This is a genomic window from Spirochaetales bacterium, assembly GCA_016930085.1.
Lineage (GTDB): Bacteria > Spirochaetota > Spirochaetia > SZUA-6 > JAFGRV01 > JAFGHO01.
In genome coordinates this window covers 28,954-48,470 of the sequence record JAFGHO010000081.1, presented here as the reverse complement: position 1 = coordinate 48,470, position 19,517 = coordinate 28,954, and the positions used below count along the sequence as shown (strand labels likewise).

Annotated in this window: 21 protein-coding genes; 7 read left to right on the top strand and 14 right to left on the bottom strand. The window is 48.2% G+C overall.

Going from position 1 to position 19,517, the window contains the following annotated elements; genetic code table 11:
- Nucleotides 1-276: 276 nt before the first annotated feature.
- From JW881_14045 to JW881_14035, 3 genes are all read right to left on the bottom strand, one after another.
- Nucleotides 277-834 (bottom strand): hypothetical protein, encoded by a 558-nt coding sequence (locus tag JW881_14045; GenBank protein ID MBN1698632.1) that lies wholly within the window; start codon nucleotides 832-834, stop codon nucleotides 277-279.
- A 76-nt stretch (nucleotides 835-910) separates the two neighbouring features.
- Complete coding sequence (locus JW881_14040; protein ID MBN1698631.1) at nucleotides 911-1,108, bottom strand: helix-turn-helix transcriptional regulator; 198 nt, start codon at nucleotides 1,106-1,108, stop codon at nucleotides 911-913.
- A gap of 74 nt (nucleotides 1,109-1,182) precedes the next feature.
- Nucleotides 1,183-1,722 (bottom strand): Uma2 family endonuclease, encoded by a 540-nt coding sequence (locus JW881_14035; GenBank protein ID MBN1698630.1) that lies wholly within the window; start codon nucleotides 1,720-1,722, stop codon nucleotides 1,183-1,185.
- Nucleotides 1,723-2,129: 407 nt separating this feature from the next.
- On the opposite strand from JW881_14035, the gene JW881_14030 reads away from it, so the two are divergent.
- Nucleotides 2,130-2,366, top strand: a complete 237-nt coding sequence (locus JW881_14030) for a tyrosine-type recombinase/integrase (GenBank protein ID MBN1698629.1) — start codon at nucleotides 2,130-2,132, stop codon at nucleotides 2,364-2,366.
- A gap of 199 nt (nucleotides 2,367-2,565) precedes the next feature.
- Nucleotides 2,566-2,805 (top strand): hypothetical protein, encoded by a 240-nt coding sequence (locus JW881_14025; GenBank protein ID MBN1698628.1) that lies wholly within the window; start codon nucleotides 2,566-2,568, stop codon nucleotides 2,803-2,805.
- Between the two features lie 212 nt (nucleotides 2,806-3,017).
- Here the strand turns inward: JW881_14025 and JW881_14020 are convergent, their stop codons facing one another.
- From JW881_14020 to JW881_13985, 8 genes are all read right to left on the bottom strand, one after another.
- Entirely contained in the window at nucleotides 3,018-3,338 is a 321-nt protein-coding gene (locus JW881_14020; GenBank protein ID MBN1698627.1) for a hypothetical protein, read from the bottom strand.
- 475 nt (nucleotides 3,339-3,813) lie between these two features.
- Entirely contained in the window at nucleotides 3,814-4,977 is a 1,164-nt protein-coding gene (locus JW881_14015; protein ID MBN1698626.1) for a hypothetical protein, read from the bottom strand.
- Nucleotides 4,971-5,723 carry an outer membrane lipoprotein-sorting protein gene (locus JW881_14010; protein ID MBN1698625.1) on the bottom strand — a complete coding sequence of 251 codons (753 nt, stop codon included), beginning with the start codon at nucleotides 5,721-5,723 and terminating at the stop codon, nucleotides 4,971-4,973. The genes JW881_14015 and JW881_14010 overlap by 7 nt, the downstream gene beginning before the upstream one ends.
- A 20-nt stretch (nucleotides 5,724-5,743) precedes the next feature.
- Nucleotides 5,744-7,366, bottom strand: coding sequence for an ABC transporter permease (locus JW881_14005; GenBank protein MBN1698624.1), 1,623 nt, complete (start codon nucleotides 7,364-7,366; stop codon nucleotides 5,744-5,746).
- Nucleotides 7,367-7,378: 12 nt separating this feature from the next.
- Nucleotides 7,379-8,755, bottom strand: a complete 1,377-nt coding sequence (locus tag JW881_14000; GenBank protein ID MBN1698623.1) for an ABC transporter permease — start codon at nucleotides 8,753-8,755, stop codon at nucleotides 7,379-7,381.
- A 3-nt stretch (nucleotides 8,756-8,758) separates the two neighbouring features.
- Nucleotides 8,759-9,436: an ABC transporter ATP-binding protein gene (locus JW881_13995; protein MBN1698622.1), complete on the bottom strand. Its 678-nt coding sequence runs from the start codon at nucleotides 9,434-9,436 to the stop codon at nucleotides 8,759-8,761.
- A 34-nt stretch (nucleotides 9,437-9,470) separates the two neighbouring features.
- Nucleotides 9,471-10,607 (bottom strand): slipin family protein, encoded by a 1,137-nt coding sequence (locus tag JW881_13990; GenBank protein ID MBN1698621.1) that lies wholly within the window; start codon nucleotides 10,605-10,607, stop codon nucleotides 9,471-9,473.
- Nucleotides 10,607-11,029 (bottom strand): GntR family transcriptional regulator, encoded by a 423-nt coding sequence (locus JW881_13985; protein ID MBN1698620.1) that lies wholly within the window; start codon nucleotides 11,027-11,029, stop codon nucleotides 10,607-10,609. The genes JW881_13990 and JW881_13985 overlap by 1 nt, the downstream gene beginning before the upstream one ends.
- Nucleotides 11,030-11,230: 201 nt before the next feature.
- On the opposite strand from JW881_13985, the gene JW881_13980 reads away from it, so the two are divergent.
- Nucleotides 11,231-12,379, top strand: coding sequence for a VanZ family protein (locus tag JW881_13980; protein ID MBN1698619.1), 1,149 nt, complete (start codon nucleotides 11,231-11,233; stop codon nucleotides 12,377-12,379).
- A 63-nt stretch (nucleotides 12,380-12,442) separates the two neighbouring features.
- On the opposite strand, the gene JW881_13975 is transcribed toward JW881_13980, so the two are convergent.
- Nucleotides 12,443-12,589, bottom strand: coding sequence for a hypothetical protein (locus tag JW881_13975; protein ID MBN1698618.1), 147 nt, complete (start codon nucleotides 12,587-12,589; stop codon nucleotides 12,443-12,445).
- 188 nt (nucleotides 12,590-12,777) lie between these two features.
- Complete coding sequence (locus tag JW881_13970) at nucleotides 12,778-13,500, bottom strand: HD domain-containing protein (GenBank protein MBN1698617.1); 723 nt, start codon at nucleotides 13,498-13,500, stop codon at nucleotides 12,778-12,780.
- 676 nt (nucleotides 13,501-14,176) lie between these two features.
- On the opposite strand from JW881_13970, the gene JW881_13965 reads away from it, so the two are divergent.
- The 4 genes from JW881_13965 to amt all read left to right on the top strand — a co-directional run bounded on the left by JW881_13965 (nucleotide 14,177) and on the right by amt (nucleotide 18,758).
- On the top strand, nucleotides 14,177-14,518 hold the full coding sequence (locus JW881_13965; GenBank protein ID MBN1698616.1) for a P-II family nitrogen regulator: 342 nt from the start codon (nucleotides 14,177-14,179) through the stop codon (nucleotides 14,516-14,518).
- A 22-nt stretch (nucleotides 14,519-14,540) separates the two neighbouring features.
- On the top strand, nucleotides 14,541-15,818 hold the full coding sequence (locus JW881_13960) for a hypothetical protein (protein ID MBN1698615.1): 1,278 nt from the start codon (nucleotides 14,541-14,543) through the stop codon (nucleotides 15,816-15,818).
- A gap of 11 nt (nucleotides 15,819-15,829) precedes the next feature.
- On the top strand, nucleotides 15,830-17,293 hold the full coding sequence (glnA, locus tag JW881_13955) for a type I glutamate--ammonia ligase (GenBank protein ID MBN1698614.1): 1,464 nt from the start codon (nucleotides 15,830-15,832) through the stop codon (nucleotides 17,291-17,293).
- Between the two features lie 70 nt (nucleotides 17,294-17,363).
- Nucleotides 17,364-18,758: an ammonium transporter gene (gene amt / locus JW881_13950; protein ID MBN1698613.1), complete on the top strand. Its 1,395-nt coding sequence runs from the start codon at nucleotides 17,364-17,366 to the stop codon at nucleotides 18,756-18,758.
- A gap of 96 nt (nucleotides 18,759-18,854) precedes the next feature.
- Here amt and JW881_13945 read toward each other — a convergent pair whose 3' ends face one another.
- The gene (locus tag JW881_13945; protein MBN1698612.1) at nucleotides 18,855-19,502 is read right to left on the bottom strand and encodes a histidine phosphatase family protein; all 648 of its coding nucleotides are present in this window, start codon (nucleotides 19,500-19,502) and stop codon (nucleotides 18,855-18,857) included.
- Between the last annotated feature and the right edge of the window lie 15 nt (nucleotides 19,503-19,517).

Genomic DNA, 19,517 nt, shown 5'->3' with positions numbered 1-19,517 from the left:
TACTTTCATAACAGATGCTCCCTTTTTTATGGTCTCTGTTTGCACTGTCTTTCTGTTATTTGTGTTTATATATTCGATCTGACATTTATATATTCTGTATCTTTTTATAATGAAACACGATAATTGTTGGCGAACTTATATGTATAATATACATTGGAAATTATCGATCGGCGACTTTTTTAAATGATTTTCAGATTGAAATATTTTACTCATATTGCTTATCAATTTATGGATTTTCGCTTATTTAATACCATAATACCCTGCATCACAGTCATATTATTGCCTTCCAGTTATTGGTTTTAATTTATTTCTTACACACGATTCAATTATTGTAGAGATTGTTATATATTCTTCAATATCTCCAAAATAAAACCACTTAACTCTAAACTTCTGTTTCTTCAATTTTACACCTCTTGCTCGTAATTTCAATCCGAAAGTTTTTTTATCAGCTTCAAGATTATAATGTTCCAATATTCGCTTGTAGACATTTTTGCTTTTCCCTAAATATAACTCTATCCATTCTTTTTCTTTTTTGTCAGCTATTCTTTTTTTAATTATCGCGGGAGAATGTTGAAAATTTTTTATGTCTGTTGTATTCCATAATTCTTCAAACCAATCTTTTATAGTTTTTTTCTTGGAACTATTTTTTATCTCAAATAGATAAATACCAGCTTTTTCTGAAAATTTTTCAAATACATTTTCATTACTCGCAGCCGTAAATTCAATTGGATTTGAATCATTCAACTGCTTAATAATTTCATCAATAATCATTCCATTTTTAAGTTTATTAATAATAGTAGTTAATCTTTTATCTAATTTTTCTATTTCCTTCATATTTCAAATTCTCTTTCTACTTTTTCTACCATAGTTGAGATTCACTGTTCGTGTCTGGTATAACAAAGGTGATTCGTTAGGGAGAGTCTATCCAGTCATTATTAATACCGAATACACGATTAATCCTTTTTTGAAATCCCAGGGACGGTGTAAAATCCCCCGCAAGACATCTGGTTATCTGACTTCGATTCATGCCGATTCTTTCTGCAAGCATGATTTTTGACAAACCATGCCGCTGCATGTATTGAATTATTTTCTTCACCGCTACATTCATATCGATTCTTTTTCATATTCATCGAGGGTACTGTCTTTTATGTTCGTCGTGAAAACCGGAATAAAAATATTTTCCTAAAATATCTTTTTTAAATCGATTGATAAATCCGGCAATATATGTGCGGTAATGCCGTCGGTGAACGTTCCGCGCTTCATATACGTTCCTTCACGTAATACATACTGCTGCACTTCATTATTATCAGGATCGACTATCCAGTACTCTTCTACGCCATATTTTTCATAGAGATGTTTTTTCAATTCAATGTCGTTTTTTTGAGTTGAGGGAGAGATTATTTCAACCACCATATCGGGGTGTCCCTTAATGTAGTTGTCCCTGATAATCTTCTGATTCTCTTTTTTTATGATGATGAGATCCGGCTCGACAATATCAAAATCAGACAGATACACATCGACCGGTGCATCCAGAATAATGCCGGTATCGCTGTTTCTGAAATATCGTTCAAAAAGATATTCAATATTTTTTGATACGATTTGATGCCGTATGGATGGTGCAGGGGTTATAAAATGATCTCCATCAATAAGCTCATGCCGCTTTCCATTATCGGGGAAGAGAATGAAATCCCGGTATGTCAATTTCACTTTCGTCAGTGCCATAGTACAACTATATCAAAAAAAAGAGAACAATTCAAGAATTATCTGCCTCCAAAGGAACGCCTTATTTAAATTATCGATCAATACACTTTTCTTTATCTCTTTCATCCGCCGCTCCGTAATAAAGCGGCGTTCTTTCACCTCTTCCTGCATTCCATCGCAAAGCCGCTTGTCTGGGATACGGCGTATATCATCATTAAAAAACCTTTTCTACCGATGAGTCAACCGTTATACGTTTATCGCTTCTTCTGATCGACTATTGGCTGTTTTTCTTTATGCCTTTTTTATCCTTCATCGTCTCCTTTCACGATTGCTGATTACTCTCGTTTTTTTCCGCCATACTCTTTGCTTCTCCGCTTGCCGGGGGAGGGGCCGCTTACATCCTCCTGCAGGATGTCCGCCAGCAGAGCGTGTCACACATTCTGCGGAAGACGTTTTACACTCACAGCCTCGAACAAGGCTTATCACTCAAAAAAGTCCACATCATGGCCGGCCACGCGGATATCCGAACGATCAGCCGGTATTACAGTCATGTCGTCGTGAAGCCCGGACAATTCATAAATGCGTCATATCTCCGTCGAATTGTAACAGGTTATGAAGCCATATACCACAATTTCCCCCGGCTTCCAGGCCTCCTGATAAATTAACCAGCGGAAGCAATTATTACTGACATTATCCAGACACCCCCTGCTACCGGCCACATTATCCACGGCAATACACCCTATACCGGCTTCATACCTGTTTTGTACCGGTTAATGCCTTCCTTGTTTTCCCCGATAAAATTTGAATGCACTGAAAACGATGCATTAGTATGACAATGTAACGGTCGAGAGGGAGGGCGAAATCATGGTGAAAGAAAGAACGTACAACACTTTAAAAGCAAGAATTTCGAGCCATATAAGGAAAATGGCGTATGACGGGCTGCGGATCATTCTATACGACTGGAGAGGAAACGAATTGACGATCCATACCGCCTGCGATGATAATGTGCCGGTCATCGCGGACCTCATGCGGCGCCGCTTCCCGGACTCTCCGGGCAAGATTGATATTTTCATATGCGGCGACTCAAAGGTGATGCGGCTTTAGGTATTGTGACGCTTCGGGCGGCGCGGGGTATAAACGTTTTCTGCACGATACGGCCGCGCGCTTTGAAAAAACACGTTCAAAGCCCCCCGGGCCGCCCCTTTTTTATGCCACGGGGATGACGGCGCGGAAGGACGGTAATAATCCCGGACTTCAAAGCCGAAAACATCGGTGTTATTCTGATACGGCAATATAATGGAAAACGATACAAAGAATTACTCAATTTTTTTTATGCCGTTCGTGGTGAAACGTATTTCTTTTGGCGGCGTCTCGGATTCCAGTAATTTACCCATATAGCCTGTTTTAAGAATAATCCTTGATATTTCACCCATTTCTCTATCCCGTAAATATTCATAGGTAATTGTCAATATACATTCGCCTCTCCCCGTATCGATTATGAATCGGTAAACACGATTGACGATATCAAATGCAACATCATCGTTGTCTTTTTCCGTTTGATATTTGACATTCTCTTCACCGTACATCTCAGTCAATTCGGATTTTATTTTATTGACTTTATCCTTGACATTAATCATTATTTTTCTTCCTCCGTTTTTATATAAATATACATATCCGGGTATTTCCGGGTATTGTTAAACCGATCGATCATGAACAGTATAATCGATATAAAGAGAAAAATGATACGTGCTATTGAGAAAATATCCGTTTTCGATTGCCCATTTTTCTCAAGATAAATGCCGGCTCTCATCCTTTCTTTTTCTCACAAGGAGAGATATATATTACCAAACCGGTAACGATAATATAATCGGTCTATTATATACGAAATTTTTAATTGTTTAAAGAGGTTAAAACACATCAGATCGTTACCGAAGTCGACGGGCGGCGCATCCGAGTCGTTCCTTACGTTTGATCTATTATTTTCATTGATGAGGTTTTCCGGCGTACTCGACGGATCCGGCCGTTTTCCGGTTTCCGCTCATATTCCCGTAATTTATCGTGGATTTTCAGCGCAATATAATCCGATATCCTATACTCTTCGCCCGATGCGTGCTATTCCCCGAATATGTATTCCACGCTCAAGGTCAGACTCAGATCGCCGTCCCTCCCCCATCCGAAGTGGTCGTTTTCGTCGCCGATCATCCCGCTCAGCATGCAACCGACGGTAAAACCCTGGTACATGTTCCAGCTCATTCCGCCGAAAACGACCGCGCTCCCGTCGACGGGAGATATGACGGAGCGGAGCTGGCAGCTCAACGCGCTGTCGGGCGAGTAGACGATTTCCGGATAGAGGTAAATACCGTAAACCGGCTGTTCGATGATTCCGGGGCCGGTGACGGCCGTCGCCTCCTCTTTCCATCTCTGCGCGGGTTGAAGCGCGGTCTCGAGTCTCAGCGTGAGGCTGCTGTCGCCTTCGAGACCGATCATGTGAAAAAGGCCGAAAGAAAGGTCGAGGTCTTCCGCGATGACCGCGGGATCGATCTCCGTATGCGGAACGGATAGCGCCGCCGAGAGGTTCCAGTCGAGGAGGAGGTGCCCGTGAAGGCTCGTGTATGGCCGGTGCGTCCGCGCTTCCCCGTCATAGAGGTACCCGATTTCGAAGGCGGTCGCGATCGGTTTTATCTCGAAATATATCCTGCCTCCCGCCGACGCGTCCGAGATGTCGATCGCCTCGGGCAGATAGAATCCCGGACCGGCCGCCGCCGCTTCCGGGTTTGGCAGAAAGACCGTCTCGAAAAAAGAAAATCTTCCCAGGGGGATATAGACCGATGCGAACAGATCGGTTTCATCCCTCAACTCTGCGGCCGATATATCGGCCGGAAGGCTCATACCACCGAAAATGACATCGCCCGCGTTGAAGAGAAAGCCCTCACCCCATGACACCCTCGTTTTCCCGGCCTCCGCCCTGAATCCGGGAAAGCGGACCCTGATATAGGCGCGCGGAATATCGAGCAGCATGGCCGGCATTCCCGTTGACGCATCCAGACCCAAAAGCCATGTATCGATCTGGAACTGGGCTTTCACGTTCGCGTTGCCTGTCGATCTGAAATCCCACCTGTTCTTGAGAAGATTGGCGAGGGAAATATCGTCATCGGCCGTATGCGAGAGGGAAAAATAATCGGAGATCGTAATCGTCTGCATCATCTCCGCCCCGGCAAACGGGGCGGAAACTGCGAGCAGTACAATAGACCACGCAAAGAAGGCCTTACCTACCATGTCAGTTCCTCGAGAGAGAAGATGTTCGGATCGATCTTGATATCGATTTTCATCTCACCGAGTTCGAAAACGGTGATAGAGTTTTTCTTCATCGTATCGGTCATCTCCATGTAAAACGGAATGCTTCTGCCGGATATCCGGCGAATATCCGATACCGACATCTCCTTTATCAGGCGGTATTCGCCTTCACGGTTCGTATACGAATACAGCTCCCCTTTTCTGTAAGCGAACAATTCCACGTCGACCCATAGCACCTGTTTCGGATAAATGACGTCCTTCGCGCCGGGTTTTTCCGTGAGAACGAGCTTGTAGCATTCGCGGCCGTCAACCGTTTCCGTTCCCCCGAGTTCCGCCGCGTATTTATCCAGCAGGCTTTTCCCTCCCCTGAGGTCCTCGTACGAAAAATCGGAGCCCATCACGCGGTCCTTCAGGGCGTCGCCCTGAAGGTGAATGATTTCCACCGCGTCGGGAAAATAGAGATAGATCTCGTTTTCGAGCCGGAGAATTTTCTGACCCGCGTCCTCCGGATTGGTAAACTCGAGCAGCAGGTCCCCGTCTTTGTTCTGATAGCTTTTGAAGGTCGTCACCCGTTTCCCCAGGTTGTCCGTAATTTCGAATCTTCCTTCCGAATACGAGGAGATGTTTTCGTTCTCCTCGATTTTTCCGACGATCTCCTCCGCGGTAATCGCGAACAGGCCCTGCGCCATAATCAGAACCATACATATGATAAATGCCGATGTTTTCATGATTTCAATTCCTCCTTTCATTATACCGCCCTCAATGCTTCGACCGGCTGTATTTTCGCCGCCTTCCACGACGGGAAGAATGAAGCGATGGATGCGACCGCGGTCGAGTAGACGAATACGATCGAGGCTAGCCCGATATCCCATGCCGGTTTCAGAAGGCCGGACATCGCGAAATCCATCGTCTCGAATGCCTTCGTCCAGTCCAGCCCGACGATTCCCAGGACTATCGCCACCACCGAACCGAGCAGCACCCCGGCAAAAGAGGCGATCGCCCCGATATAGAACGATTCGAGAAAGAAAAGCTTCACGATCTGGCCGCCGGTCATTCCCATCGCCGCCACGGTCCCTATTTCTCTCATTCGTTCGTAGATCACCATCATCGTCGTGGTGATGATGACGGTCGAGCCGAGCAGAAAAAAGAACATCCCCATAATATAGCCGATATAATCGATGAGGGTGATGTAATCGGGATACATATCGATGGTCGTCCACGGACGCGCTTCGACGTCGGTGAGGTGCGCTTCCCCGATGACATTATTGACGAGGGGAACGGTCTTTTTGATGTCGCCCTCGCTTTTGAGCAGCACGAGGATATCGGTGACGGAGTTTCCCATCTTGAGCAGTTCCTGCGCCGTGTCAATGGGGAGATAGAAACCCCTCGCGTTGAACATCGCGATGGGAAGTTTCACGATACCGGTGACGATGAGGGTGATGCCGTTCATCCCCTGGTATTTTGTCTTTGTCGACATGGTGATTCTGTCCCCGACCGTCGCGTTCAGCTTTTCGGCGAGTCCGGCCGTGAGTACCATTTCTTTCGCCTCTTTTCCCACCGGGGGCAGTCCGCCTGTCTGTAATCTTTTCCCGAGATCGATAAAGGCCCTGTCTCTTTCGAAATCCATGCCCACGCCCATACCGATGATCATTTTCCCTTCCCGGAGATTCTTCATGATCAGGTCGGGAAACGCGTCTTCCAGGAAATATCGATTGAACAGGATCCTTTCTTCGAACGCGACTGATCTCCCGGTAAACCGCCGGGTTTCTTCCGAAAGCGTAATACCGGCGTCGCGTTCCGGATTGTAAACGACGTAGCGCTCGAGCGCTTCATTCAATCCGAACAATACATCGCCCAACACTATTTTATCGCTTTCGGCATCAACGCCGGCGAGACCGGGGATTTCCGTTCCGAGCGAGGCAAGCCGTTCCCTGACATAGATATATTTTTCCCTGAGAAAGGAAAAGACGGGATCGTCTCCCGATTTTAAAAGGCTCAGGAATGTATCCCAGTCCATTATATCGTTGATGTAAAGCCGCGGCGAGCCGTACAATGCCGTTCCGAACTGGATGCGGGGCGCGACCGCTTTCACCGTATCGATGTTCTCCGTGCCGGCCATGACGGCGGTGTAATTATCGATACCGAACTGCAACGGGATGAGTTCCTCGTTTTCATTGTATTTGTTATGCCGGATTCGAATATGTCCGGTAAAGTATGAAAAGACATTGTCTTTCATGTCTTTTCCTATGCCGGTGTACAGACTCAGCAATACCGTGATCATCATGGCGACGATCGCAATCGCCACGCCCGAAAGAACGCTCCTTCGTTTGTTTCGTAATATATTTCTGAATGCTATGACGCGTAACTTCATCGGTTTCCTCCTTTACTGGTACCGCAGGCACTCGGTGACTTCCATTTTCAGCGCCCTTGACGACGGGATAAATGAAGCCCCCATGGCAAACAGGATGCTCGCGAAAAACGCCCCGATCATGGTCTGGGGGTTCCATGTCGATCTGAATATATTGATCATCCGGTATCCGAATTCCATTTTCCCCATAATGCCGGTAAAGTCCAGCCCGATAAAATACGTATATGAGTTCGCCAGTGCGCCCAGGGCAAGACCGATGAGTCCTCCGAGCAGCCCTATCCCGGCGGCTTCGAACATGAAGGTAAGCCGTATTCCCGAATCCTTCATACCCATGGCACGCATCATTCCGATCTCCCTGATTCGTTCGAAAACGGCCATCAGCATGGTATTGGTAATCCCCACCGCCGCGATCACAAATACCAGAAAGAGCATTAAGCTGATAACGCTCCGTTTTGATTCCATGATCGCCCCGCCCCCGAAAAGCTCGATATAACTCCGCACCACCATGTGCGGATAATCGCCGGCGATCAGGGCGTTCACCTTTTCGATTTCCCTGTCGATGTTCTTCCATTCGCCGAACTTCATCGGAATATCGGTCACCTCCCCGTTCATCTGCAGGGCGTCATCGACGATATCGAGGGGCATGAAAACGCCGGTATTGTTCACAGCGGGATTTTCCGTATTCAGAATGCCTGAAACCGTGAGGGTAAGGGTGGTGATGCCGCCGGTTTTTGTTCTCGCCCTGATGTCGACGGTGTCACCGAGAGAAATTTTCATGGTATCCGCAAGCCATGCCCCGATCACTATTTCACGTATACCGGGTTTCACAAACGAGGAGTTTTCCGTCAGATATTTTTTGTCATTCAGGTCGAAAACATCGCCGTTTGTTTCCGTATCGATACCGAAAACCTTCACCTGTTTCGAGCCCACTTCGAAAAACATTTCTCCCCCGAACAGCACGCGTTTTGTGGCCGGGATACCGTTTTTTTTCAGGAGGGCGATAATTTCATCCGGTTTTTCTATCGTATAATTGAGGGGAAGAAAATCCTTTTCTTCCGCATATTCCGCATTCATGATCTGCGCCGTCCCCGTTTCAAAATCGATGAGGTTCCTGTTCGAATCCTCCTCGAACCCGATCATGAAGGCATCGACCCAGACGTAGATCGCGATTCCGACGGCGATGGCGATACAGGTGATAAAGGTCCGTTTCTTGTACCGGAAGAGGTTCTTTATACCGAGTCCCAGAGCGAACCCCCGTTGATTGTTTTTATTAAGAATGATCTCCCGGACAATTACCTCCCAGAAGACCGTCACGATCCAGAATTTTATTACATTGAACAGCCAGACAAACGGCTGAAACAAAATAAACGGCTTTTTATGTGTCGCCGACATAGTCTACCTCCTTTCATCGCTGGTAATCGTTCCGTCATGAAGAAGGACCAGACGATTCGCGACATCCATGACCATCCTGTCATGGGTCGAAAAGATGAAGGTCGTTTTGTGCTTGCGGTTCAGCTCTTTCATCAATGCAAGAATTTCAGAGCCGGTCGTGGAGTCGAGATTGGCCGTGGGTTCGTCCGCGAGTACGATCTGGGGGTCCTTGATGAGCGCCCGCGCGATGGCGACACGCTGCTGTTGTCCCCCGGAAAGTTCGCGGGGGAAGCGGTGTTCCATCGTCTTGAGTCCCACCTCTTCAAGAAGCTTCATTGTTCGTTCCCTTATCTCTTTCCCGTCGACATTCAGAAGGGAAAGCGCGAAAGAGATATTTTCGTAGGCGGTAAGCACCGGAATAAGGTTGAATGTCTGAAATACGAAACCGAGATTTTCACGCCTGAACATCGCAAGTTCATCCTTCGATTTTACCGAAACCGGTACCTTGTTGATAAAGATTTCTCCCGATGTACTTTTATCAAGGCACCCGATAAGGTTTAACAGGGTGGTTTTTCCCGATCCCGACGGACCCGCGATCGAGAGGAACTCACCCTCCTCTATTTCAAGACTGACACCACGAAGGGCCTGTACATCGACATTCCCCACATGATATGTTTTTCTCACATTATCAACTTTGATCATCGCCTTACCTCCTCAGGTTTGCTGTTGTAATAATTCATTCCCCGTTATCCTCCCCTACATTCCCGTCTTCTTCGGAATCGGCCGCTCCGGCCGCCTTTCCTTTGGGAACGATTCCCTTTTCCTTTCCGAGTGCGAGGGCTCCCATTACCGTACCCAGCGACATCGACTCAAGTGCCGTCGACGGAAGGAGCATGATCGACCCGTGCTTCTTGATCCCCTCGTAGATCATATTCATGGCCCGCAGATGAAGCGCGGTCGGATTGTCCTTGTAGCGTTTCGCCGCCTGTTCGAATTTTTCCGCGACCTCGACTTCCGCGGAACCCAGAATAACCCTGGACTGGCGCTCGCGTTCAGCCTGAGCGCGTTTCGACATCGCGTCTTCGAGTTCACGCGGGATGATGATATCGGTAATTTCGACGGACAGTATGCTGATCCCCCAGGGATTCGTCTTTGCGTCGAGAATCTGCTGAATCTCCTTGCCGATATGTTCCCGTTCCGAAAGGAGGTCTGCGAGTTCGTGCTTTCCGATACCGTCCCGGAGTGCCGTTTGCGCAGACAGAACCACGGCCTCGATAAAATTTTCGACCTCGAGCACACTCTTTTTTGCGTCCCACACCATCCAGAAACAAAGCGCATCAACGTGGACGGGAACCGTATCCATCGTCAATGTTTTTTCAGCGCTGAAATCGGTCGCCCGTATCCTGGTATCGACAAACGCGGTCACCCTGTCGATGATCGGGAAAAGCATGAACAACCCCGGTCCCCGGGCCTTCCTGAACTTTCCGAACCGGAGGATCACCACCTTGTCCCAATGCTGAACCAGTTGAAAAGCGGGTGAAAAAACAAGTCCGGCCGCGATAAAACTGTAAAGCGGATAGAAACTGCCGCCCGCTTTCGCGTACATGCCCACCCAGGAAAGAATGAGAAACTGGATCACCGTGATCCAGAGGGGAAATATCGTAAGGAATCCCCCCATGATTATCGTGCCGATAACGACGGCGACAAGGGTTTCCGTCTCGATCGGTCCCTGTGTATAGTACTGAACCGCGATTCCCACTCCCATAAAAATTCCCAGCACGAGATAGGAAAAAGCGTTATAGCCGAAATCACGGGGAAGCTTGAATACCGGCAGGTTTTTAATCCGTTCGTATTTGTTTTTTATTACATTTATCATACTCCCTCTCCTTCCTCCTCGGATACCACCTTCGCGAAATCCTGTAAATAATGAAGGATTTCTTCAAGGGAGAACCCGTAGGAAGCTGCTTTTGTAATGAATGTCCGTGTCAATTCAGCGAGTATTTTCTCCCGCTCGATCTCGCTGAGTTCGATCTTTTTATCACTGATAAACGACCCGCTTCCCTGTTGACTCGTTATAATCCCCCGAATCTCGAGTTCGCTGTACGCACGCGCGACCGTATTCGGATTGATCTGAAGATCCACCGCAAGTCCGCGAACCGTCGGGAGCTGGTCTCCGCAGACGAGTCTTCCGTCTGCAATCGCCATCTCTATCTGAAGAATAATCTGTTTATAGAACGGAACCCCGCTTTTGGGATCAAGGGTAAACTCCAATGTATGATGATCGTCATTATTCATTGTACCAATGTCCTAATACAATAATAATATAGTACAGTAATACAATTGTGTCAAGGACTTTTATAAAAAAAATACATGCTATTTTCGCCGATATTATCGCTCACAGCCATTTTTTGCCGAGGAACACCCCATCCGGCTGTATTTTCGAACCAGTAAAGACACTGCCTGCGCCCGGCCGGCTTCTGCCGCTTGAATAATTCTGTGAATGAGGATATTGTTGTGTATCGCCTTCGTTCGACAATACCCGACAGAAAGGGATTACCGCCCGTGCCTGAAAAAATCAAGCTGCATCATGTCCTTGTGTTTTCTCTCGGCTGCGCGACAATTGTCGTACTCGCCATCACCGCTTCGGGCCTTTTTATTCCCAAATTCATTCCAAATGGAAATCACATTCTCGATTACGACTTTGAAACAAAGAAAGATCTGCATACATACCTTCACCGTGACGATTTACCGGACCCCGACACCTCTAAAAACGGTGCCGGGATTATCGAAAGCGGATCTGAAAAAAAATCGGTTTTAATGCTTGAAGGATCGGAGACAAAGGCGGCTTTCGTCTACTGGATACTACCGAAAAACAATACCATGGAATATCTTGAGCTTTCATGTGATGTCCGGCTGATCGATGTGGTTCCCGAAGAGAAAAAATATCCCCGAATCTGGCTTTATTGCGAGGACGGGAACGGAAAAAAGAACTGGAATATCAGGCACTTCATATCGCTGCAACACCGGTTCACCTTTTGGCAGAGAATCGACCGCTATTTTTATATCCCCGCCGAAACGGAAAAAATTCACCTGCGCCTTACCACCGAAAACGTCACCGGCCGTCTGCTTATCGACAGCTTGAGATTGACCCCGTCACGCATCAATCCTTCTTTCGGCCTTTACAGAATTATCCTCGGCGCAATGGTTTTCGTTTCCGGTATGTTTATTCTGATAAAATTTCACACATACACACGGCTATTCTGGAAACAAATCCTCATCTGCCTTTTCATTACTTCAGGCGTTCTGCTGCCGAAACGGTTTTATTACCCGGTTATCAGTACCTCTCCTTTTTTAAAATCGTTCATTGAGGATGGCGGTCATTTTCTCCTGTTTTTTATACTCAGTCTGCTGTTATTTACAAAAAGGGATATGTTCTCGTATAAAAACAGCCGGCAATACCTTCTGCTTCATATCATCACTCTCACCATATTGGCCGTTGCAACGGAACTACTTCAATATTTTACGTTTTCACGCTCCATGTCGCTAATCGATTTGTTTATCGATATCGCGGGAATCGCCGCGGGATTGGCAGCCGGGTTATTGTTTATCCGGTTGCGATACGGAAAAAAGAAAGCGGGCGCATAGGTCCTTTATATTACCGAAAGAACCAGACCGCAGGCGGAAGACAGCATCCGTGCGGGTAAACGGTTACTTGCCTGTTTCCTTTTTCGCCTGAAAGTCCTTGCCTCCAGTTTTTTCAATAATTGAGGCAAGTTCCTCGATCGTCCTGTATCTGTTTTCCGTAATTATTCTATCAAGGACTTCCTGATCGATGGCTGAAAATCTGTTTTTCATATCGCACTCCTTTCATGCAGGTCCATGAGACGGTTCTATTTTTTCTATCGACAGGGAAAGACCGATAGATAAGCTGCCGGTCCGCCGGATTATTGAGAGTTATGTATTGTGCGGTAATACCTGGGGGTGCGGGTCGGGAACCGGTCCGGTCCAATAGTCTGAGGGGAAACCGTTATGTTTACGGCGGGTTAATCCTTCAATTCATGGTATATCCTGTCGAACTCTTTTTCGACATCAAGGAAATTATCTACAATCGCAGGATCGAATTGTGTTCCCCTACCGTTTAAAATCACCACTTTAGCCTCTCTGTGCGTCACCACTTCCCTGTACGTCCGCTTCATGCGAAGGGCATCATAAACGTCCGCGACCGCGACGATTCTCGCAGAAAGAGGGATCATGTCCTGACTCAGCCCATACGGATATCCGTCCCCCTGCCATCGTTCATGATGGTATAACGCGATTTCCTTTGCCAGCAGATTCGGGTACGTGCTGAGAATATAGGCCCCGTTGATCGTATGCTCCTTGATTATTTTCCACTCCCAGTCTTCGAGCGGTTGGCTTTTATTCAGGATATCATCCGGCGTTCCTATCTTTCCCACATCGTGCATCGCGGCGAGATAACCGATGTCCTCGACATAGGTCATATCAACTTCTTCAAAACCGGACTTCCCCAACAGATTCTCCGCCAGGATTTTTGCATACCGGTTGACCCGCTCGTTATGCCCGTCAGACGCATTGTCTTTCAGCCGGGATGCCTCGAGCAGGCTTTTGAAGGTATACCTGAGCATTTTTCTATATTCTTCACCGATATTGTCGAGGATACACGCATAGGCGACTGGTTCACGTACTTCTTCCGGTGATTTAAAAAGCGGACAAAGAATAAGGTTGGAAATTATCCTTCTCATATTCATCCCGCGGCGTTCAACTTTACCCTGCCACGAACGTTTCGAGGAGCTTAAATCCTGATACAGGACCCGCAATTTTTCCCGTGGAAAGGATTCGGCATAGAATTTATCGATTCTCATACCGAAGAAATCCTTGAGAGGTCCAAAAAAGGCCGCAAAACGGGGATTGACCCATATAATCTTCAGGCTTTTGTTCACGATAAAAAACGGAACATCATTTTGAAAAAAACTCTTTGCCCAGAGTTTTACCCCCGGTGAATTGAGAATTGTTTTTACTGTAACCTTATCTTCTTTTTTACTAGATATAAAATCATCCATTTTTATAAGGTGATTATAAAATAATTGCATATAAGTGTCAAGTTTTACGAATACAAAATATCGGGACTCCGCTTTTTTATGGAAAAAAAAGAAAGGCGGCTTTTCGAATTTAATATTCAACCACACAGATACCTTCTTGCAGCCACTTCCTACATCTTCGTATTTTTAATTTATTTTTAATACATTTTTGTATGCCTGCTTTTCTGTAAATTTATTATTTCTTTATATCAACCGGCAATTACCTATATTTATCGCCATCCATACGTTGGCACACTCCTTGCATTATAAGAATAAGGCCAATAATCACCGGAGAAATGTAACAGTTAAGGTGTCCGGAAATTGTATTTGGCGGAGGAGGTTGATTATGAAACTGATTATTGCCGTTATCCGGCCGGAGAAGCTTTCTGATGTAAAAAAGGAATTGACGGACGCAACCGTCAATCTCATGACCGTTGTCCAGTCAATCGGTTCGGGCAGGCAGAAGGGATATCCTGAAACCTACAGGGGAGTGAAACACGAAATCAAACTCCTCAAAAAAGTGGAACTTCAGATAGCGGTGAACGATGATTATGCGGAACCGACGATAAAGGCGATTATGCGGGGAGCGAAAACCGGATCGACCGGTGACGGAAAAATATTCGTTCTTCCCATCGAAGAATGTGTTCGAATCAGGACCGGCGAACGAGGCTCCCGGGCCATAGGATAAATAAAAAAAAAGGAGGAGAGCAATGTTTTTATCCAATATCGATCTGCCTCTCGTTATTTCACTTTCAATTCTGGCGGTCGCCGCGCTGCTTATCTATCTCAAAGCGAATCTGAAAATCTGCGAACCAAACGAGATTTTAGTCTTCTCGGGAAAAAAGAGAAAACTCAAAACCGGCGATATCGTGGGGTACCGTTTCGTCCGCGGCGGTATCGGACTCAGAACCCCGCTTCTCGAACGCGTTTCCCGGCTTTCACTCGCGACCATTCCTATTACGATCGAGATAGAACGGGCGTTGAGCAATGGTATGATTCCCCTCACCATTACGGCAATCGCCCATGTAAAAATTTCTTCAAGGGAGGGTGCCGGACTCGAAAATGCCGTTGAGCGCCTGCTCGGAAAATCGGAGACGGAGATCGAAACGATCGCACGCCATACCATCGAAGGAACGATACGTGGCGTTCTCGCGACCTATACCCCCGAAGACGCAAATTATCGCAGGCTTGAGCTGGAACAGGATATTTATCTCAAGACGAAGGAAGAACTGACCAATCTCGGTTTTACCCTCGATTCCATTAAGATTGAAAACCTCAAGGACACCCAGGGGTACCTCGATGCGGTCGGACGCCGCAGAAACGCACTCGTGCAGCGGGACGCACGCATCACGGAGGCCGAATCCGAAGCGGAAGCGGTTATCGCCGAAACGACATCGCGCAAAAAGGCTTCTGACATCGAATTCCAGGCCAAATCCGCGATGGAAGAATATGAAGTTTCTTACAGAAAGCGAAAAGCGGAACTGGACGAGGCGGCTTCCCGGCTCGAGGCGAAGGCGGAATATTCCCGGCACATCGAAACATTGCGCCAGGAAAAATCGCTCCAGGAAATAAAGGAAGAGGTCAATACAAAAAAATATAATGCCGATGTGATCATACCCGCCAATGCCGAAAAAAAGGCGGATGAGATGAAAGCGATCGGTAAGGCATCCTATCTCAAGGAACAGGGGCTCGCGATGGCGGATGCCGTCAAACTGATGAAAAAAGAATGGGACGGGGGTGCGAGCAAGGAACTTTTCATGCTGCACATCCTCCCCAATATCGTCGACAGCGTTTCCAATGTGATCGCGGACAACCTCAAGGTCGAAAAACTCGTGATCATGGGCGACGGCGGACTGCCGAAACATGTCGGGGACGTCACCTCGAGCGTCCTCTCTTTTCTGGAACAGATAAAAACCGTCGCCGGCATCGACCTCACACAGATACTGGGAAACGGCCGCGGAATGCCGGTTAAAAAGGAGCTCGAATAGGGAGGATGATGATGGAAGCTATTTTTGAAAAAATATATACGGTGAACGGGGAGAAGGATTATATACCCATATCGGAGATTCTATCGATCATCAAGGAGAAGCATATCGAGTTCCTCGATCTCAAATTCAGCGATCTCTTCGGAAGATTCCAGCACTATACGCTGACCGCGGACAAGGCGGATGAAGATCTCTTTTCGGTGGGAACCGGTTTTGACGGCTCCTCGATCCGCGGATTTCAGAAAATCAATGAAAGCGACATGCTTATGCGGCCCGATCCCTCGACCGCCTTTATCGATCCTTTTTTCGACCACAGGACATTGAGTTTTATCTGCGATATCATCGACCCGGTCAAACGCGAACGGTATCCCAAGGATCCCCGCTTTATCGGCCAGAAGACGATTGAATATTTGAGAAGCACGGGAATCGCCGATACCGCCTATTTCGGCCCGGAACCGGAGTTCTTCATTTTCGATTCGGTTAAATACGATCAAACGCACAACAAGGCCTTCTATGAAGTCGATTCATCCGAAGCATACTGGAATGCGGGCAAGGAGACCGAAAATCTCGGCTACAAGATTCCTTATAAACAGGGATATTTTCCCACCTCGCCGCACGATCAACTGCACAACCTCCGTTCGAAAATGGTCGAAATATTGCGAAGCTGCGGTATCCAGGTCAATCTCCACCATCACGAGGTCGCAACCGCCGGCCAGACGGAAATCGGACTCGAGGTGTCCGACCTCGTTCATCAGGCGGACACCCTTCTTCATTACAAGTATATCATCAAGAACGTTGCGCATCGCTACAACAAGACGGTCACCTTTATGCCGAAACCGATATTCATGGACAATGGCTCGGGAATGCACATACACATCAGCCTGTGGAAAGAAGGAACAAACACCTTCTATTCGTTCGGCAATTACGCCGATTTAAGTGAGACGGCGCAGTATTTCATCGGAGGCCTGTTTTCGCACATAAAGGCGGTGCTGGCTTTTGCAGCTCCCATCACCAATTCGTACAGGCGCCTCGTCCCCGGCTATGAAGCCCCGATCAACCTCGTGTATTCGGCACGGAACCGTTCGGCTGCGGTGCGAATACCGATGTACAGCGCGAGTGAAAAGGCGAAACGTATCGAATTCCGTTGTCCCGATCCTTCATGCAACCCGTACCTCGCCTTCTCCGCGATGATCATGGCCGGCATCGACGGCATTCTGAATAAAATCACTCCGCCGCCTCCCATCGATGACGACATCTATGAGTTGACCCCTGAAGAAAAGGCCGGCATCCGCTCGACACCGGGCAGTCTGAAAGAAGTCATCGACGGGCTCGAAGAGGATTACGGTTTCCTCCTCGAAGGCAATGTCTTTTCGGAAGCACTCATCGGGAGTTACATCTCCTACAAACGGAAAAACGAAATCGACCAGGTTGCGCTGCGCCCGCATCCCTGGGAGTATTCACTCTATTATGAGATATAGAAACGGAGGATCTATCATGAAATATGTGAAAAAAACGGTAGCGGTCATCCTGTTTTTCTTCCTCGCGGCAATGACGGCAGCAGCCGAAGATGACGGCGGGACTGATACCACTGAAATATCGGCACTGACGGCAAAAATCGAATCGCTCGGAAAACAAATCTTAGAAAGCCGTGTGGCCGCCGATACCGTCTGGGTCATCATCGCAGCTGCGCTTGTATTCTTCATGAATCTCGGTTTCGGCATGGTGGAAGCGGGGTTACAGCAGGCCAAGAACTCCGTCAACATCTCCGCAAAAAACTTTGTCGTGTTCGCGATCGCCTCGATCGCTTTCTGGTTCATCGGTTGGGGCCTCATGTTCGGTGACGGGAACGGGTTCCTCGGATTCAAGGGAATTCTCATGCTCGGCGGACAGGATAACAGCCCGCTTACCGGCGATGCATACGGCGGCGTTTACGGCGCGCTGAGTTGGGCGGGAGTGCCGCTCATCGCGAAGTTTTTCTTTCAGCTTGTCTTCGCGGCGACCGCCGCGACGATCGTTTCCGGAAGCGTCGGCGGAAGGATCAAATTCGGGGCCTTCATCATTTTTTCCTTTATCCTCGTCGGCATCATGTATCCGATCACAGGCCACTGGATATGGGGCGGCGGCTGGCTGCAGGAGCGCGGGTTCTGGGATTTCGCCGGTTCGACGGTCGTTCACTCTGTCGGCGGTTGGGCGGCGCTCGCCGGAGCGTTGGTTCTGGGGCCGCGGATCGGGAAATACAATCCTGATCAAAGCGTCAATCCCATTCCCGGCCACAGCATGACGCTGGCGACTCTCGGTGTTTTCGTCCTCTGGTTCGGCTGGTTCGGGTTCAATCCCGGTTCGACCATGGCGGCCGTTCCGGAAGACATTGCGAGAATCGCGGTCACGACAACACTGGCGGCCGCGTCCGGAACCATCGCCGCGACCATCACCTCATGGATCGCCATCGGCAAACCGGATCTCTCGATGATCCTCAACGGGTCCCTCGCGGGCCTCGTGGCTATCACCGCCCCCTGCGCATACGTGAGTCCGGCCTCTGCTCTGCTTATCGGATTTATCGGCGGAATTCTCGTCGTTCTTTTTGTCATCGGATTCGACCGGTGGGGAATCGACGATCCGGTCGGAGCCACCTCGGTACACCTTGTCAATGGTATCTGGGGAACCATCGCGGTCGCCCTCTTTGCCTCACCGCCGTACGCCGGAGGCGAGGGACAACCGCCGGTCGGTCTTTTTTTCGGTGGAGGAATCTCTCCGCTGGCGGATCAGCTGGTCGGTATCGTCTCCGTGGGGGCGTTTACGTTCATAATCAGCTGGGTACTGTGGATAATCGTCAAATCGACGATCGGCATCCGTGTCAGCCGGGAAGAGGAATTACGCGGTCTCGATATTTCCGAGCACGGTATGGAAGGGTACCCCGATTTCGAATCCTTTACCCTCAAATAGAAGAAAGCCGCCTGTTTTACGGGCGGCTTTTTACAATCTATGCCGAGTAAAAAAAGCATGACCATCAATGAAAATACAACCCGGGGTCTTTCGATATTACAATTTCATTCCCGCATCCCCTTTATCGATACGTACCATATATTCTCCATAATGCAGCGACAATGCGGACCCCTCATCGACCACCGCAATCCCGTCGAGATATTCCGGTATTCCCGTCACCTCCGGGCCCAACTCGAGATAATACTTCAGCATTACCATGATGATCCAGTCATGGGTGACATCGATGATCAACCCGGTGTGTGCCGACATTTGTCCGGCGATCAGCTTCATTTCCTTACGGGCCAGATCCCCATGGGGAATGATGATATCATCGCCGAACCCCCCGTCGAACCACCTTTTTATGAGGGCGATGTTGCCGTATCGTGTGAAATAATCCGAGACCGCTTCAGGATTTCTGGCAATTGTATCGCCCCCCAGAAGGGATACCGTCCCGCCGATCGTGCAATGACCGCCGGCGCCGATCCCCCGGCTGATATACTCCGCCGTCTGGATACAACGTTTGATGGGGCTGTGAAACACGATCGCTTTTTCATGGCATTTCCCGATCACTGTTCCCAACCGGTACGCGTCCTCTTTCCCCTGTTCCGTCAACAGGGCTTCATGTTGCGTTTCGAGCCGCTCAACATTGTAGCGTTCCGCGTGTCTGATAAAAAGCAATCGTGTCTTTGAAATATCCGCGTTCATTATCATACCCCGTTT

What these genes read in the sequence shown, in the direction of transcription:
- JW881_14000 (MBN1698623.1), bottom strand. Translation starts at nt 8,755, where the DNA reads ATGTCGGCGACACATAAAAAGCCGTTTATTTTGTTTCAGCCGTTTGTC.
- JW881_14015 (MBN1698626.1), bottom strand. Translation starts at nt 4,977, where the DNA reads ATGGTAGGTAAGGCCTTCTTTGCGTGGTCTATTGTACTGCTCGCAGTT.
- JW881_14020 (MBN1698627.1), bottom strand. Translation starts at nt 3,338, where the DNA reads ATGATTAATGTCAAGGATAAAGTCAATAAAATAAAATCCGAATTGACT.
- JW881_13995 (MBN1698622.1), bottom strand. Translation starts at nt 9,436, where the DNA reads ATGATCAAAGTTGATAATGTGAGAAAAACATATCATGTGGGGAATGTC.
- JW881_13970 (MBN1698617.1), bottom strand. Translation starts at nt 13,500, where the DNA reads ATGAATATGAGAAGGATAATTTCCAACCTTATTCTTTGTCCGCTTTTT.
- JW881_13985 (MBN1698620.1), bottom strand. Translation starts at nt 11,029, where the DNA reads ATGAATAATGACGATCATCATACATTGGAGTTTACCCTTGATCCCAAA.
- JW881_14040 (MBN1698631.1), bottom strand. Translation starts at nt 1,108, where the DNA reads ATGAATGTAGCGGTGAAGAAAATAATTCAATACATGCAGCGGCATGGT.
- JW881_14010 (MBN1698625.1), bottom strand. Translation starts at nt 5,723, where the DNA reads ATGAAAACATCGGCATTTATCATATGTATGGTTCTGATTATGGCGCAG.
- JW881_13960 (MBN1698615.1), top strand. Translation starts at nt 14,541, where the DNA reads ATGTTTTTATCCAATATCGATCTGCCTCTCGTTATTTCACTTTCAATT.
- glnA (MBN1698614.1), top strand. Translation starts at nt 15,830, where the DNA reads ATGGAAGCTATTTTTGAAAAAATATATACGGTGAACGGGGAGAAGGAT.
- JW881_13975 (MBN1698618.1), bottom strand. Translation starts at nt 12,589, where the DNA reads ATGAAAAACAGATTTTCAGCCATCGATCAGGAAGTCCTTGATAGAATA.
- JW881_14035 (MBN1698630.1), bottom strand. Translation starts at nt 1,722, where the DNA reads ATGGCACTGACGAAAGTGAAATTGACATACCGGGATTTCATTCTCTTC.
- JW881_14025 (MBN1698628.1), top strand. Translation starts at nt 2,566, where the DNA reads ATGGTGAAAGAAAGAACGTACAACACTTTAAAAGCAAGAATTTCGAGC.
- JW881_14045 (MBN1698632.1), bottom strand. Translation starts at nt 834, where the DNA reads ATGAAGGAAATAGAAAAATTAGATAAAAGATTAACTACTATTATTAAT.
- amt (MBN1698613.1), top strand. Translation starts at nt 17,364, where the DNA reads ATGACGGCAGCAGCCGAAGATGACGGCGGGACTGATACCACTGAAATA.
- JW881_13965 (MBN1698616.1), top strand. Translation starts at nt 14,177, where the DNA reads ATGAAACTGATTATTGCCGTTATCCGGCCGGAGAAGCTTTCTGATGTA.
- JW881_14005 (MBN1698624.1), bottom strand. Translation starts at nt 7,366, where the DNA reads ATGAAGTTACGCGTCATAGCATTCAGAAATATATTACGAAACAAACGA.
- JW881_13945 (MBN1698612.1), bottom strand. Translation starts at nt 19,502, where the DNA reads ATGAACGCGGATATTTCAAAGACACGATTGCTTTTTATCAGACACGCG.